The organism is Enterococcus sp. AZ084 (genome assembly GCF_051714905.1).
GTDB lineage: Bacteria > Bacillota > Bacilli > Lactobacillales > Enterococcaceae > Enterococcus_B > Enterococcus_B pernyi.
This window is the reverse complement of the sequence record NZ_JBIOSS010000001.1, coordinates 326,583-339,873: the sequence shown is the minus strand read 5'-3', so window position 1 is coordinate 339,873 and position 13,291 is coordinate 326,583. Positions and strand designations below refer to the sequence as shown.

General features: G+C 38.4%; 15 protein-coding genes. 5 read left to right on the top strand and 10 right to left on the bottom strand.

From position 1 onward, the window contains the following. Positions 1-24: 24 nt before the first annotated feature. Entirely contained in the window at positions 25-867 is an 843-nt protein-coding gene (locus IGI79_RS01635; RefSeq protein WP_071866205.1) for a hypothetical protein, read from the bottom strand. 248 nt (positions 868-1,115) lie between these two features. Here IGI79_RS01635 and IGI79_RS01630 point away from each other — a divergent pair, with 248 nt between their 5' ends. Both IGI79_RS01630 and IGI79_RS01625 read left to right on the top strand, forming a co-directional pair. Then, positions 1,116-2,249, top strand: a complete 1,134-nt coding sequence (locus IGI79_RS01630; protein WP_019723244.1) for an alcohol dehydrogenase catalytic domain-containing protein — start codon at positions 1,116-1,118, stop codon at positions 2,247-2,249. A gap of 27 nt (positions 2,250-2,276) precedes the next feature. Continuing rightward, positions 2,277-2,603, top strand: coding sequence for a YrhK family protein (locus IGI79_RS01625; RefSeq protein WP_010736481.1), 327 nt, complete (start codon positions 2,277-2,279; stop codon positions 2,601-2,603). A 21-nt stretch (positions 2,604-2,624) separates the two neighbouring features. On the opposite strand, the gene IGI79_RS01620 is transcribed toward IGI79_RS01625, so the two are convergent. Beyond that, the gene (locus tag IGI79_RS01620) at positions 2,625-3,083 is read right to left on the bottom strand and encodes a GNAT family N-acetyltransferase (protein ID WP_179948055.1); all 459 of its coding nucleotides are present in this window, start codon (positions 3,081-3,083) and stop codon (positions 2,625-2,627) included. 202 nt (positions 3,084-3,285) lie between these two features. Between IGI79_RS01620 and IGI79_RS01615 the strand changes: the two genes are divergently transcribed. After that, on the top strand, positions 3,286-4,014 hold the full coding sequence (locus IGI79_RS01615) for a class I SAM-dependent methyltransferase (RefSeq protein ID WP_195273689.1): 729 nt from the start codon (positions 3,286-3,288) through the stop codon (positions 4,012-4,014). Positions 4,015-4,141: 127 nt separating this feature from the next. Here IGI79_RS01615 and IGI79_RS01610 read toward each other — a convergent pair whose 3' ends face one another. The 8 genes from IGI79_RS01610 to IGI79_RS01575 form a co-directional block, all read right to left on the bottom strand. Next, the gene (locus tag IGI79_RS01610; RefSeq protein WP_066026160.1) at positions 4,142-4,543 is read right to left on the bottom strand and encodes an MmcQ/YjbR family DNA-binding protein; all 402 of its coding nucleotides are present in this window, start codon (positions 4,541-4,543) and stop codon (positions 4,142-4,144) included. Positions 4,544-4,668: 125 nt separating this feature from the next. After that, positions 4,669-5,922, bottom strand: a complete 1,254-nt coding sequence (locus IGI79_RS01605) for a PTS sugar transporter subunit IIC (protein WP_065096885.1) — start codon at positions 5,920-5,922, stop codon at positions 4,669-4,671. A gap of 34 nt (positions 5,923-5,956) precedes the next feature. Further along, complete coding sequence (locus IGI79_RS01600) at positions 5,957-6,274, bottom strand: PTS lactose/cellobiose transporter subunit IIA (RefSeq protein ID WP_010736486.1); 318 nt, start codon at positions 6,272-6,274, stop codon at positions 5,957-5,959. 24 nt (positions 6,275-6,298) lie between these two features. Further along, positions 6,299-6,619: a PTS sugar transporter subunit IIB gene (locus IGI79_RS01595; protein WP_010736487.1), complete on the bottom strand. Its 321-nt coding sequence runs from the start codon at positions 6,617-6,619 to the stop codon at positions 6,299-6,301. A gap of 254 nt (positions 6,620-6,873) precedes the next feature. Then, positions 6,874-7,026 carry a hypothetical protein gene (locus IGI79_RS01590; RefSeq protein ID WP_181055344.1) on the bottom strand — a complete coding sequence of 51 codons (153 nt, stop codon included), beginning with the start codon at positions 7,024-7,026 and terminating at the stop codon, positions 6,874-6,876. 23 nt (positions 7,027-7,049) lie between these two features. After that, positions 7,050-7,478, bottom strand: a complete 429-nt coding sequence (locus tag IGI79_RS01585) for a hypothetical protein (RefSeq protein WP_195476194.1) — start codon at positions 7,476-7,478, stop codon at positions 7,050-7,052. 61 nt (positions 7,479-7,539) lie between these two features. Continuing rightward, positions 7,540-8,241, bottom strand: coding sequence for a DivIVA domain-containing protein (locus tag IGI79_RS01580; RefSeq protein ID WP_195273693.1), 702 nt, complete (start codon positions 8,239-8,241; stop codon positions 7,540-7,542). A gap of 13 nt (positions 8,242-8,254) precedes the next feature. Beyond that, a complete protein-coding gene (locus tag IGI79_RS01575) occupies positions 8,255-9,820 on the bottom strand; it encodes a peptidoglycan DD-metalloendopeptidase family protein (RefSeq protein WP_438845629.1) in 1,566 nt (521 codons plus the stop codon). Between the two features lie 485 nt (positions 9,821-10,305). Between IGI79_RS01575 and IGI79_RS01570 the strand changes: the two genes are divergently transcribed. Together IGI79_RS01570 and IGI79_RS01565 are read left to right on the top strand one after the other, a co-directional pair. Beyond that, positions 10,306-11,211, top strand: coding sequence for a helix-turn-helix domain-containing protein (locus IGI79_RS01570; protein ID WP_019723255.1), 906 nt, complete (start codon positions 10,306-10,308; stop codon positions 11,209-11,211). Positions 11,212-11,566: 355 nt separating this feature from the next. Beyond that, positions 11,567-13,288: a SpaH/EbpB family LPXTG-anchored major pilin gene (locus tag IGI79_RS01565; RefSeq protein WP_195273695.1), complete on the top strand. Its 1,722-nt coding sequence runs from the start codon at positions 11,567-11,569 to the stop codon at positions 13,286-13,288. Positions 13,289-13,291 lie beyond the last annotated feature (3 nt).

The window sequence follows — 13,291 nt, the reverse complement described above, 5'->3', positions numbered from 1 at the left end:
AGGCGGAAGACTTTTGTTTTTTCGCTATTTTTGATTTTGTCCGACAGTTCTTTTTTTGTTTTCTCTTTTTGCAAGGAGCCATGCGAAGCCGCCCACAACAATCTCACTTCCCCCGATCAATAAAACACTCAGGGTAAAGTTAGTGAGATATGTTCGCATCAAGCCTTGAAGTGACTCCATTTGCTCATCCGTCTGCAAAATCTGCGCATAGTATAAAGTTGTGGCAAATGCTAGACTGATCAGTCCAGCGCCCATCAGACTACACGCAAATTTTTTGATACGTGAACGGATAGAGCCTGGATTGAAATAAATGAATCCTGCTAAGATCAATAGGCTCACACTCACAATGCCCCAAGCATAGTGAAGTACCTGGTGGCTCAGGTCATTGATTCCTCGAATAAAAAGATGCAGATAACTTGGTTGGACACTTCGTTCAAAGATCCCGCCGATCATATGTAAAGCGAGTTCTTCTCCCGCAATCCCTTCTTCAATATTGATCTCATGTTCTGTTTTATATGTATGGATCGTCTCTTTGATATGTTCTTCCAACTCCGTTGCTTGGATCAAGCTTGGTTGCTTGTCACGATAAGTTTCTTTGACAAAATGCTCGATATTCTTTTTGACTAATTCCTCAGATATACTGTCGGCAAGCACCTCTGGAGTGACTCTTGCTTCTTGGTGATAGCTCTGGACACGACCATTGATCTCTTTCGTTACCTTTTGTATGTAGTTTGCTTGTTTGATTTGTTCATTCATAAATCCTTCATTTGCTAAAGTCGTATAAAAAAGTCCGCCAATCGATAAAAAAAAGAGCCAGACTGTACACACAACTCCTATAATTATTTTGATTAATCGACTATTTCTCATTTCTCTCCTTTCCTAGGTCAGCACAAAAAATTGTTCTTTTACGTTTTATTTCGTTGAAAATCAACTACTATAATTATAACTTTCAGTCAATAAAACTACAACTTCCTTTTTTCGTCAAAAGTTATTTTACTGTTTTAAACTAAAACTAAAAGCGCGTTTCATTGTGAAAAAAAGTAACATTCCCTTAGAATGAGTTTATAAATAACTATCGTTAGTTTTATTAACGAAAACAGGAGAGGAGCACTACGATGAAAGCAGTCACTTGGCAAGGAAAGCAAAAAATGGAAATTAGAAATGTTGATGATCCAAAAATTTTAGCACCAACCGATGCAATCATCCGTATCACTGCAACAGCGATTTGTGGATCTGATCTCCATCTTTATCACCATGGGGAATCCGTTATGGAAAAAGGCTATGTCGTTGGACATGAACCTATGGGGATTGTTGAAGAAGTTGGTTCTGAAGTGAAGAAGTTGAAAAAAGGACAACGTGTCGTTATTCCTTTTAATATTAGTTGTGGTCATTGCCATTTTTGTGCAAACCATATGGAAAGTCAGTGTGATAATTCCAATCAGGAAGAATTATACGGCGGATTATTCGGTTTTGGTAAATTGAACGGAAATCACTGGGGTGGTCAAGCAGAATATCTTCGGGTACCTTTCGCCGACTCTACGTCATTTATCGTTCCAGATAATGATTTACCTGATGAAAAAGTTTTATTTTTATCTGATATTTTACCAACCGCTTATTGGAGCGTTGCAAATGCAGGGGTTAAAAAAGATGATACAGTCGTCGTCTTAGGTTCAGGTCCTGTTGGTTTATTTGCACAAAAATTTGCTGTAATGGCAGGAGCAAAACGTGTCATTGCGGTCGATCCAGTCAAACACCGATTAGACAAAGCAGTCCGCTATAATCAAATCGAAACCTATCTATTAGACGACGTGAACCAAGCCGGAGATGATTTATATGAGTTAGCTCGTGGCGGTGCAGATGTCATCATTGATTGTGTCGGAATGGATGGTTTAGAGCCAACAAAAGAAAAAGCTAAAAATTTAGTTAGCTTACAAAGTGGAACGATCTCACCTATCCAAATGGCTGCTAAAGCGGTCAAAAAATTTGGGACAGTGCAAATCACTGGTGTTTATATGACACCTGCTTCTTCCTATCCACTTCAAGAATTCTTTATGCGCAATATTGACGTCAAACATGGGCAAGCACCAGTTGTCCATTTGATGCCAAAAATTTATGACATGATTGCAGAAGGAATGTTTGATCCAACTCAAATCATCACTCATTCGATGCCGTTAGAAGAAGCGGCTCGAGCATACGAGATTTTTGATAAAAAAGAAGATAAAAATATCAAAGTTGTTTTGAAACCGTAGAAATAAAAACTAGTTAGGTGATTTTATATGCCAAGAATCAAACGAAATACCCATGATGTCGAGATTGGCAAAGAAGAAGATATTGAGATCCGCGGACGGCGTTTTCGCTTGTATTTCCAAAATCGTTACACATTGATTTCTTTAGCGGTTGATTTACTCACAGGGATTTTTTATGTCTTAGGGAGTATTGCTTTGCTCACGAAAATCCCTGATTATTACAGTAATTACTTGTATTTAGCAGGCGCCATCTTCTTGACCACTCGCCCCATCTTACGTATCGTGCGAAATGTCTTTATTTACGATGAAAAGAAACAACGAAGAGAACAAGCGAAAAAAGAGAAGCATGAGATTTGATTCAACATCTCATGCTTCTCTTTATGTTGTTGTAGTGATTTGATACAACCGCGCAGTTGTTCCACTTTCTTCCTTGACCATAGTTAAAAATGACCAATCATATCGTTCATAAAAAGAGGTGTGGTCTGTCATCAAATAAATTTTTTTGAACCCTAATCGATGCATCTCTTCTCTGGTTTGTTCTAATATCCATTTTGCTAATCCCTGATTCCGATGCTCCGGTTCAACATATAAAGCACAAAGATTAGGTGCTAAATCTGGGCGGTCATGGAAGTCATTTTCGATGACACCTGCTCCTCCCACGATTGCACCTTTTGCATCGAGAATGACATACCATTGAGGAATACTTTCCTTCTCGATGATTCCAGTACGTATACTTTCCGCATAAACCTCAGCAGGAATGCCCCACTTTGAGGAAAACCAACTTGCGGTTTCTTCCAGTAATTCTGGGTGTTCATTTAATTTGATCCATTGATACATATTCAATTTTGCAACCTCCAGTCATTCTATACGCAGTGTCAAATTAGACCACGAAGTACTTTTATCTGTTGCTTGGATTTTTGCTTCTTTTTCTAACCTAAGCTAGAATAGAAATCAAAGGAGTGAGCGAGATGATTGCACACAAAAGAGACGAGCTCCATGTTGTTTAGTGGTATAAAATAATGACATGGAGGAAACAATTATGACAAACATTTACGACGATCAACAATTTTTTGACCAATACAAAGAAATGCCTCGTAGCCAAAAAGGCTTACAAGGTGCTGGAGAATGGCCCACGCTTGCAACTATCTTCCCCAATCTCCATGGACAAACAGTCCTTGATCTTGGATGTGGCTATGGTTGGCACTGTCGTTACGCTGCTTCGCAAGGGGCAAAAAAAATCATTGGTGTTGACTTGTCTGAGAAGATGCTAGAAGAAGCTAGCGCTCGAACAAATGATGACACGATCAGTTACATGCAAGACGATATTTCAACGATCCGGTTTGCGAAAGACTCATTTGATTTCGTGTTCAGTTCTTTAGCGATCCATTATGTAGAAAATTGGGAACAACTCGTCCAGCATGTCCATCACTTCCTAAAACCGAATGGGCAATTTCTTTTTTCAGTTGAACATCCTGTTTTTACAGCAGATGGTCGGCAAGATTGGATTTATACAGATGATGGTCAGATCATGTACTTTCCAGTTGATCATTATTTTGACGAAGGGGAGCGTGACACAAACTTCCTAGGATCTTCTGTAAAAAAATATCATCGAACGATTACAACTTATCTTGAGACATTATTGTCTAATGGCTTTCAAATCAACCATGTGCTTGAACCAATGCCACCGTCACATATGTTAGATATGCCTGGTATGAAAGACGAATTAAGACGTCCGATGATGTTGATTATTTCTGTGACAAAGAGGTAGAGGCGAATCATCGATCCAAACATTCTGAGTCCATCTGCACAAATTTTATTAAGCGTCTGGAAATAGGTTGCCCCTATTTCCAGACCTTTTTCATCGACTAGAAAATGATTGATGCCCCTTCAAGCTTTCAATCACTTTCTATCACTGAGTTTTTGATTTCTTCTTGTTTCTTTTTAGCGAATTTAGCTAGTACCAATTCATAAGAAATCAAAATCATTTTCTCGATTTCCTCGTCTGACAATTCATCTTTGCCTAACATGATCGAATTCCAATGTTTCTTATTGGCATAGTAACCCGGTATAATGATCTCAGGGTACATCGTTCGTAATTCCTCGTTTTTTTCTGGAAAATGTTTTAACGTGATCAATGCTTTTTCATTCGCTTCTGGACTCATCATCCCAAACTGTTTACCATCCAAATCAAAATAAAGCGTTTCCCAATCTTCGCGAAAATATACCCTAGCTCCTGGAAGTGTGTTTCCATATGCTTGGAATCGTTCGATCCTTTTTTGAATGTCTATTGTATTCATGCGCTATCCTCCTATTCAAATAGAATGCTTACAAAAACTATACGTTGCTTTCTGAAAAATAGCAATGATAACAGTAGTAACAAAAAAAAACGGAAAGCAATCACTTGCTCTCCGTTTTTTATTTCTTATGCGTTCAATGCGTCTTTTTTCATTTCTTGGATCGTTGCTACTTTAACGAATGGTAGATAGATCAGAATTGAAATCAGTAAGTTGACCGCAGATAACACTGCGCCTGAAAGACTGTTTGTTGCTAAAAATCCGCCGATCACTGGTGGTGTTACCCATGGTGGCATTACTGTAGCTGCTGGTACAAGTCCTGTTGATGTCGCAAAGTACGCAACAGTTACTAAAACCATTGGTGTTAAAATAAATGGAATAAACATCACTGGATTCAAAACGATTGGTAGACCAAACATGGTTGGTTCGTTGATATTGAATACTCCTGGTGCAATCGATAAGTTCGTTACGACCATATAAGGTTTGTTTCTACGTCCTACTAAATAGATCGCAATCAGTAATCCTAGTGTCGCACCTGTACCACCTAAATTGACAAAGCTGTCAAAGAAAGGTTTGTTGACGATAAATGGTGCACTTTGGCCGTTAGCAATCGCTTCGACGTTTGCTTGGATCGCTGGCGCATTGATGGTTTGCATCAATGGATCGACCATGTTTGCTCCATGTAGTCCGAAGAACCAAAGGAACGGTGTAATAAACGCAAGCAACAATGCAGATGGGTAAGAGTTAGCAAGACCCATAAATGGTTCTTGAACCACCGTGTAGAATGCTCCAACAATATCAGCAACACCGAATGCCGCAAAGATTGCAGCAACTAGTGCGAACAATGAAATCGTGATCATTGCTGGCAATAATGAAGCAAATGCTTTTGCTACTGCTGGTGGTACTCCGTCTGGCATTTTGATGATCAATTTTTCATTTCCACTTAAACGAACAAAAATCTCTGTTGAAATAATTCCGACAATAATTGCAATAAATAATCCGTTTGAACTCATGCCTAAAGCGCCGCCTAGTGCGAAGAATGAACCTAATGAGATCACTCCGGCAGATACGCCATCTTTACGGTAACCGTTTGCTAAATGATAAGCTAATAAGAACGCAATCAAAACAGAAAGAATCGCAAACGTTCCGTTCCAAGCAGCCGCACCGAACCCTTTCCAAGCTTCACCACCAAAAATCGAATTCATCAATTCTTGGAATCCAGGGATCGGCAAGTTATTGATCATTACAGCTAAAGCGCCTAAGATCATCAATGGCATACTGACCATAAAAGCGTCACGAATGGCCACTAAATGGCGTTGCGCACCGATTTTTGATGCGACTGGTATAAAGTGTTTCTCCATAAATGCTACAAAGCTATCCATATCTTTTCCTCTTTTCTCCTTTGAAAACTTTTATTTAAGCATCTATACGACGGTATAGATCAATGATTTCTTTTGCTAAATCTGTAAACGCGATGGATGTCATCAAATGATCTTGACTATGAACGGTCAACAAAGTAACTTCCATGTGTTCCCCTTGTGCTTCTTGTGTTAATAACCCTGTTTGCGAATGATGTGCTTGGACTAATGATTCTTCTGCATCTTTGATTTTTGCATCTGCTAATTCAAAGTCACCTTTTTTCGCAGCCGCAATCGCTTCCATTGCATCGCTTTTTGCGTTGCCGCCGAACATGATCAAGCCCATGATCGCTTCTAAATTTTTTTGATCTTCCATTTTCTTCCCTCTTTTTCCTGTTTTTTATTTATTGATCAATGATTCTGCTTGTTCCAATACTTTTGCACCGTTCATCATGCCATAGTCTTGCATGTTGATGACATCTAATGGAATTCCTTTTGGTGCTAGTTTTTCAGCAAATTGACTTTGCATGAAACGTACTTGTGGACCTAATAATAAAACGTCTACATTTTTTGATTCTAGTTGGCTATCAGCTTCTGATGCTGAAACTGCAAAGATGTCCGCTTCTACGCCTTTTTCTTCTGCTGCTTTTTGCATTTTTGTCACTAATAAACTTGTACTCATTCCTGCAGAGCAGACAAGCATGATTGTTCTTTTTTCCATTTTGAACACTTCCTTTTCTTCTTCTTACACTTTTATATAATGCAAGTATCGTGCCAACTTTGAAATCGCTTTACCAAGTTGGTATAAAAGGGTTTTCACGTTGGTTTTTATCAAGCACACTCTAATTTTTGCATTGCACACTATTTTTAGTGTGCAAAAGGAGAGAATGGAGTATAAAAAACCACCAAGTAAGGATGGCTACTCCTTACTTGGTGGTTTTCAGTGATTGTCTGATATAAAAAATCAACAAGTAGTTACTTCGTTGATTTATTTTTTGATTCAATCGCATCGATTCTTTTCATAAATTTCAATTCTTGTAATACTTCTATAGAAGTAACACGTTTCTTAGCCAAGACTTCTAATTTTTGTCGTTTGTAAGCCCATGCGCTTTTATCGATTCCTGTCACCTCTTCAACCTCCAAACTTTTTCCTACTGAACTAATCCAACGTTTTTCTCATGCTTCCTTGTACTTTCGTTTATCTCTTCATTCAGCAGAGCCATCGAACTGCGCCATGCTTCAATATTCCTTGTTCGAAAATCTTCGAATTCATGTAGCCTCTGTTTTAACTCGTTCTTCAAACAATGGATGCTTTCTTTTTCAATAGACAGTGCTTCTTTTGCTTGAGTGATTTGAATCGTATCTGTTAACTTTTCAGTCTGTTTGGTCGGGGAAGACTTTTCTAACACATTTATCTTAGTCATTTTTTCTTTTAATATAGAAGAAACGGTCGCATTAGCTTTGATCAAATTGATCAATTCTGTTGTTTTCGTTTCATTCTCAAGAGTTAGCTTTTGGATAGTGTGGGTCATTTCTTCATGTTCTACTTTGATTTTTTCCAAAAAAAGGTCAACTTCCAATTTATTATATCCTCCGACTAAGTTCGTGGTGAAAGTAGGGGCAGTCGAAAGGTTGTTCAAACTATTCAATGCCATCGCTGACCGTTTTTTTAACTGTATTTATCCAGTTTTGCCATTTCCCCTCAGACAAATTATTGATGGCACGTTGATATTCTGAAATGATTTGCAAGCGAACGTTATTCGCTTCACTTTCCAACTGCATGATTTCTTTGGTCCTTTTTTCTTTTTCGCTTTCCAGCTTCGTCATCTGTTCTTCATAATAAGAGTTCGCTTCACTGACTTTTCCATTTGCTTCAGCTAATAAATTATAGGCTTCGGCTTTGATGCTATTCCCTTCAACCTTTGCTTCTTTGAGAATATTTTCTTGTTCAGTCCTTGCTTCACCTACCATACGTCTGGCTTCTAATTCAGCATTTTCTTCAATCTTCAACGCTGCATCTTGCGCAATGATCAAGGCATTTTCAAAACTTCTTTTTTTGGCATGCACGTCTCTTTCATCTTTACTTGCTTCATTCAATTTAGCATTTAATTCTTTGATCTCAGCCAAGTAATCACTTTTTTCTTTTTCAAACACTTTTACTAAACTCTCTTTTTGATTTTCAGCAAGTGTCAGTCTTTTCTCTAATTCTGTGTTGGTCTCTTTCATCGCATCATAATCATTTGCTGCGTGTGTCAAAAAATCATCTACATCTTGCTTTTTGTACCCCGCGAGAGAAACCGTAGGGAAAGTGATCTTCCTTAATTGCTCTGCATTAAAGTTCATAGGTTCCTCCTTTTCATAGTCGCATGATTTCAAGCGGATCGATTAAAAATTGTTGTTCCATACTGGCATCTGTCGATAATTCAAAATGCAAATGTGGTCCTGTAGAATTTCCCGTCGATCCAACAAAACCGATTACTTCCCCTTTTTGAACAACTTGCCCTGGCTCAACAACATTGACACTTTGATGCGCATACAATGTAAATAGTCCGTTCTCATGACGTATCGAAATGACATTCCCCCACGAAGCGTGATATTCGGATTTTATAACTGTCCCTGCTTCACTGGCAAAGATCGGCGCTCCGGCATTTGCAGCTAAATCGATCCCTCGATGGAACTCCGCTCCCCTCATACCGTAGTGACTCGTAATCGTAAAGTGTTCCAACGGGTTGATAAATCCGTTTTCTCCCATCATTAGTTCATCGATTTCAATATCAAACTTTTCCAAGTCATAGACATCGATCAACGCATCTAATTTTTGGTAATAGGATGTGTCTGTGGCATATCTGCCCGTTAGAAACCTTGTAGCATCTTGATAGGAAGAAGTATTCGAACGCCAAACACCTGAGTAGAAATCAGCATCGTGCGTTAATCCCTCTCGTAATAATTTTGCGTAATCTAAAAAGCTCTCTTCATAGGATTCATAAGATTTGAAACGTGCACTGATCGTGTATAAGTTTCCCGTCCCATCATCTTCTTGTGTTAAAAATTCCACCGAATCTTCCTCGGTGTAAGCTTTTATTCCAAAGAGATTATAATGAGGAGATGAACTTAATTGACTACTTCCACTACCCGATTCTAAAATGGCTTGAGCGATCATCACGGATGCATATAGATCGTTGCTTAAAGCAACTTTTCTAGCCCCCGGCGCAATTTCTTGAATAAAAGCTTCCGTGGTCATATTGGCAGAAAAACCTCTAAAAAAGATGTTACTCTGTTCGGTTCGGGCAGTCGGTCCTTTGGTTTCCGTTACACTTTCTCCCGTTTCAGTTGGCACCGCCTCAATAGGTACCGCTTCTAAAGATGATTCAGATGTAGACCTCCATGCTTCCCCCTCGGGTTCCGTTTGAATCGGAACTGACCCAACATCATTTATGCCAGAGCCCTCACTAACATTGGTTTCTGATCCTGTCGGTGGAGGCGTTGTTGGCGTCTCAGATGTTATTGTTGGTGGTCTTGATATTGGCGGCTTGGGCGTTTCCGGTGCAGATTGTTGCGGGTAGATCTCTGGTGCCGGTTGATGTGGCACCTCTGGGACAGGTGAAGGAGAAATCACTTCAAGATCTTCTTCTTTAGATACCTCTCCCTCCTCTTCCGCTTCAAGTAAATCACCATCTGAGTTCGTGGTCGTTTCTGACAAGACCATCTCATCGATTGACGGACTAGGGGTCTCTTCTATTTCAAGCGTATTCGTGATGATTTGATCAGCAGAAGCAATACTATGACTAAAACTACTTGCTACCGTGCCAAGGACCATCAATGCCCCTGCAATCTTTCTTTTGTAAACATTACGCTTTGTGATACTCGTACTCCTAATAATTATTTTCTTGCCATTTTTATATAAGATTTTTTCCTTTTCCATAAAAATTACCCCTTTTACTAAATCATTGATTTTCAGCGATCCTATTTATCTCCTACATACAAGTAGCTAATAGCTTAATTATCCTTACCCTAAACTGTAATAGCTCTGCGGTGACAGAGAGTTTCATATATGACACTCTTCTACGATTTAAGAATTTTTTGTACAAATTTTCACAGAAAGCAGAATGATGCATTAATTCTTAAAATTTTCTTAACTTGAAAACTGGTCGATTCATTCATAAGCAAATAACTTTATCACTACATCAAAAAAATTTACACTTAAGATAATTAAATATTATTTTTTAATAACATAAACAAAATGTTAAATGTTATCTAAAAATAAATTTAAAAACAAATTTACCTTATCATTATAATATTTATATATAAAATAATTAGAGGGATATTTATCCTCCGAATAAAAACATAACTTATTTTAAAAATTAAATAACATTTTTAATTAAAAAGATAAAAGAAAGGGTGAATCCGGTGATCAACAATGTAAACACGCCTCTTGCTTTGGGGGAATTATTGAATGATATTAGAAAAGAAAAAAAGATTTCCACAAAAACGATTTTTGCTACAGGCATCACAAGACCTACTTATTATCGCTTTGTTCGCGGAGAAGGCGAAATCAGTCTGACCAATTTTCTAAAAATCATTGACATTCTTGGAATCGAATTAACGGAATTTGAAGAAGTCATCCCTTTGATCAAACAAGGTTCTAAAATTTTAGAAAACCAGTTGGCTGAAGCCCTCGCTACGTTTGATTATCTTGAGATCGCAAAAATAAAAACGCAAGCGTTAGACCAATTTGTTAAAACAGATGGTTTAGGTTATCAATATGTATATTGGCGCGCTGGTCTAATCCACAGCAAGTTCATTGGCGATTGTCAAGAATACGAAACATTGATCCAACAAGTAAAAACTTATTTAAATGGGATTGATCTATGGACAAACATCGAACTTAAACTTTTTTCTTCAATTACGGAAACGCTTAATTTTGAAGAATATGATTATTTTTTTAAACGCTTTTTATACCGCAGAACGAATCATGAAGAAGTATTAGACCCCTTAGTCTTGGATCTATTGTATTTTGGGTATTACGAAACAGCCTTAGATTCTTGTCGTAAAAGCAATGTCACTATTGCAACGACATTTATTTTGAAGCGAACACCTCACCGTTTCAATTATCGCTTTCGGATTTGGCGATTATTCTTGTATGCCGCAAAACTAACACTTAACGGAGAATTTGAACGAGGACAAAAAAAATATACCCGATTACAAAAAATCATTGCCTATGTCTTTAGAGACGAACAAAAAGGTGTATTCGAAATCAAAACACTCCATACCTTATGGGAAAAAGTGGAGGTCATTGCACAAATGTCCGAGTAATTTCGATCAACTATTCAATCAGACTACGCTTTCTATAGCCATTGGTCTGATTGTTTTTTTCATCTACTTAGAAGCTAAATTTACTCACTTTTTTTCAGTAAATCCGATGTTTCATTGACACGAATATTTTATTTAGTACACTCATTTAGCAAAATCCAGTTAACTGTTTTATCATTATAAATTCACCTTATTTTAATGATAAAAGTATCATTTATGAAACTTTTGCTTTGGAAATCATTTTCATCCTCTACTCTTGAGCTATGTATGTAACCAAGCGTACATGTTCAATCACTCAGTAAATCTAACGTACGCATACATTTGGACATGTATTACTTGATAGTTGAGGAGGGAGAAAATGAAGAAGAAATCCATAATAAAGACATTATCTAAATTAGTATTTGCTACGACACTTTTATCAATCGGTCTACCTTCTATTGACCATTCATTGCGACTAACTCATGCACCAATCGCCTTAGCTGAAACAATTGATAACGCAATTGCTAATGAAACATCTAGGCGAAGCTTAACGATTTGGAAGTATGCGATCACTGACTTCAGCGAGTTAGAACCACGAGGAGATGGTACTATCACCAACCCAGATAGAGAGTTGATACCAGGAATCAATTTCAAAGTGGAACGGGTGAGAAAATTACCAAGTGGTAGCTCTTTAACTGATCCAAAACAACAACAATTGGGTACCGATTACGAAATCGACCCCACTTTCAACGCCCAGACGATTACAACTGACACAAGCGGAAAAGCAACGCTTGACTTAGGCATTGGTCGAGCCAATGATGGCATCTATTTAGTTACTGAATTACCAGATGAACGTACAGGCGCAAATTTAGCTGCAACCGATGGAAAAAAAATCGAAACAGCTGTTTATCCTTTCTTTGTGCATATTCCGCAAACCAGTCGTACCGATCTATCTTCATTGATCTATGATGTACAAGTTGAACCAAAGAATATTTTAGAAGATTTGTTGCATCCTGACAAAACAATTAATGATCAAAAAGGTGATTCTGTCCAAGCTGGGCAAACCTTTCGATGGGAGCTAACTACCAATATCCCTGCTGGTCTCTGGCAAATCGCCAGTCAAACTGGGACGATCGACATTTTAGATGCTGCCGGACAGGCGGTGGATACTGTTGAAATGGTCGCTGGCCAACCCATTGTTTATCGAGATTCTAGCGGACTATTACAACCAAATTTCTCAATGGTAGACGAACTAAATAGTGATTTAACCTATATTCCAGATAGCGCAAAAATGCAAGTGAGACAAGCTGGTGGTGAATGGACAGACTTGGCGCCTGCCGATTATACGGTCTCATTTGATGCTGAGACAAATAGACTGACAACTACTTTGACAGAAGCTGGTCTCATCAAAGCTGGATCAGTCGCAAATGGCTATACCGATATCCGTACGATGCTTACTACGCATGTTCCAGAATATTGGAACAATATTGTTGAAAATACCTTTACCGTCAATCATCAACTTCCAGGCCAACGACCAAAAAGTACGACACCACCAGAAACGACGAACCCGAAATACTATACTGGTGGCTTTGATATCGAGAAAATTTCAGAAAATAGCGGGACTGGTTTAGCTGGCGCTGAATTCAAAATTGCCATCTCGGAAAGTAATGCGAACAATAAAATTTTCATTGCTAGTAATGGAAATAGCTATGCAGAAGATGCCAATTTACCATCAGGGGTCACTTTCTTAACTTCGACTTCTGATGCAAATGGCCACGCTACTTTTGATGGATTAGCTTTAGATTGGACAGATGCCAATAATAATAACTATGTCGAAAACAGCGAAGTCGCACGCGATTATTGGGTAGTGGAAACCCAAGCGCCTACAGGCTATGAATTATTGAAGGCCGCCCAAAGAGTAACTGTCGATTTAACGACCGCAGATGATGCATCGATTGAGCTGAGAGTCACTAACAAACCGCAAACAAGCTTGCCTTTTACTGGCGGTATAGGAAGAAATCTGATCATCGCGATTGCACTTGCAGCCATCATTGTTGGTACAACAGTTGTCGTTATCCAGAAAAAGCGAAAACAGACGTAAGTC

What these genes read in the sequence shown, in the direction of transcription:
- IGI79_RS01635 (WP_071866205.1), bottom strand. Translation starts at nt 867, where the DNA reads ATGAGAAATAGTCGATTAATCAAAATAATTATAGGAGTTGTGTGTACA.
- IGI79_RS01630 (WP_019723244.1), top strand. Translation starts at nt 1,116, where the DNA reads ATGAAAGCAGTCACTTGGCAAGGAAAGCAAAAAATGGAAATTAGAAAT.
- IGI79_RS01625 (WP_010736481.1), top strand. Translation starts at nt 2,277, where the DNA reads ATGCCAAGAATCAAACGAAATACCCATGATGTCGAGATTGGCAAAGAA.
- IGI79_RS01620 (WP_179948055.1), bottom strand. Translation starts at nt 3,083, where the DNA reads ATGTATCAATGGATCAAATTAAATGAACACCCAGAATTACTGGAAGAA.
- IGI79_RS01615 (WP_195273689.1), top strand. Translation starts at nt 3,286, where the DNA reads ATGACAAACATTTACGACGATCAACAATTTTTTGACCAATACAAAGAA.
- IGI79_RS01610 (WP_066026160.1), bottom strand. Translation starts at nt 4,543, where the DNA reads ATGAATACAATAGACATTCAAAAAAGGATCGAACGATTCCAAGCATAT.
- IGI79_RS01605 (WP_065096885.1), bottom strand. Translation starts at nt 5,922, where the DNA reads ATGGATAGCTTTGTAGCATTTATGGAGAAACACTTTATACCAGTCGCA.
- IGI79_RS01600 (WP_010736486.1), bottom strand. Translation starts at nt 6,274, where the DNA reads ATGGAAGATCAAAAAAATTTAGAAGCGATCATGGGCTTGATCATGTTC.
- IGI79_RS01595 (WP_010736487.1), bottom strand. Translation starts at nt 6,619, where the DNA reads ATGGAAAAAAGAACAATCATGCTTGTCTGCTCTGCAGGAATGAGTACA.
- IGI79_RS01580 (WP_195273693.1), bottom strand. Translation starts at nt 8,241, where the DNA reads ATGAACTTTAATGCAGAGCAATTAAGGAAGATCACTTTCCCTACGGTT.
- IGI79_RS01575 (WP_438845629.1), bottom strand. Translation starts at nt 9,820, where the DNA reads ATGGAAAAGGAAAAAATCTTATATAAAAATGGCAAGAAAATAATTATT.
- IGI79_RS01565 (WP_195273695.1), top strand. Translation starts at nt 11,567, where the DNA reads ATGAAGAAGAAATCCATAATAAAGACATTATCTAAATTAGTATTTGCT.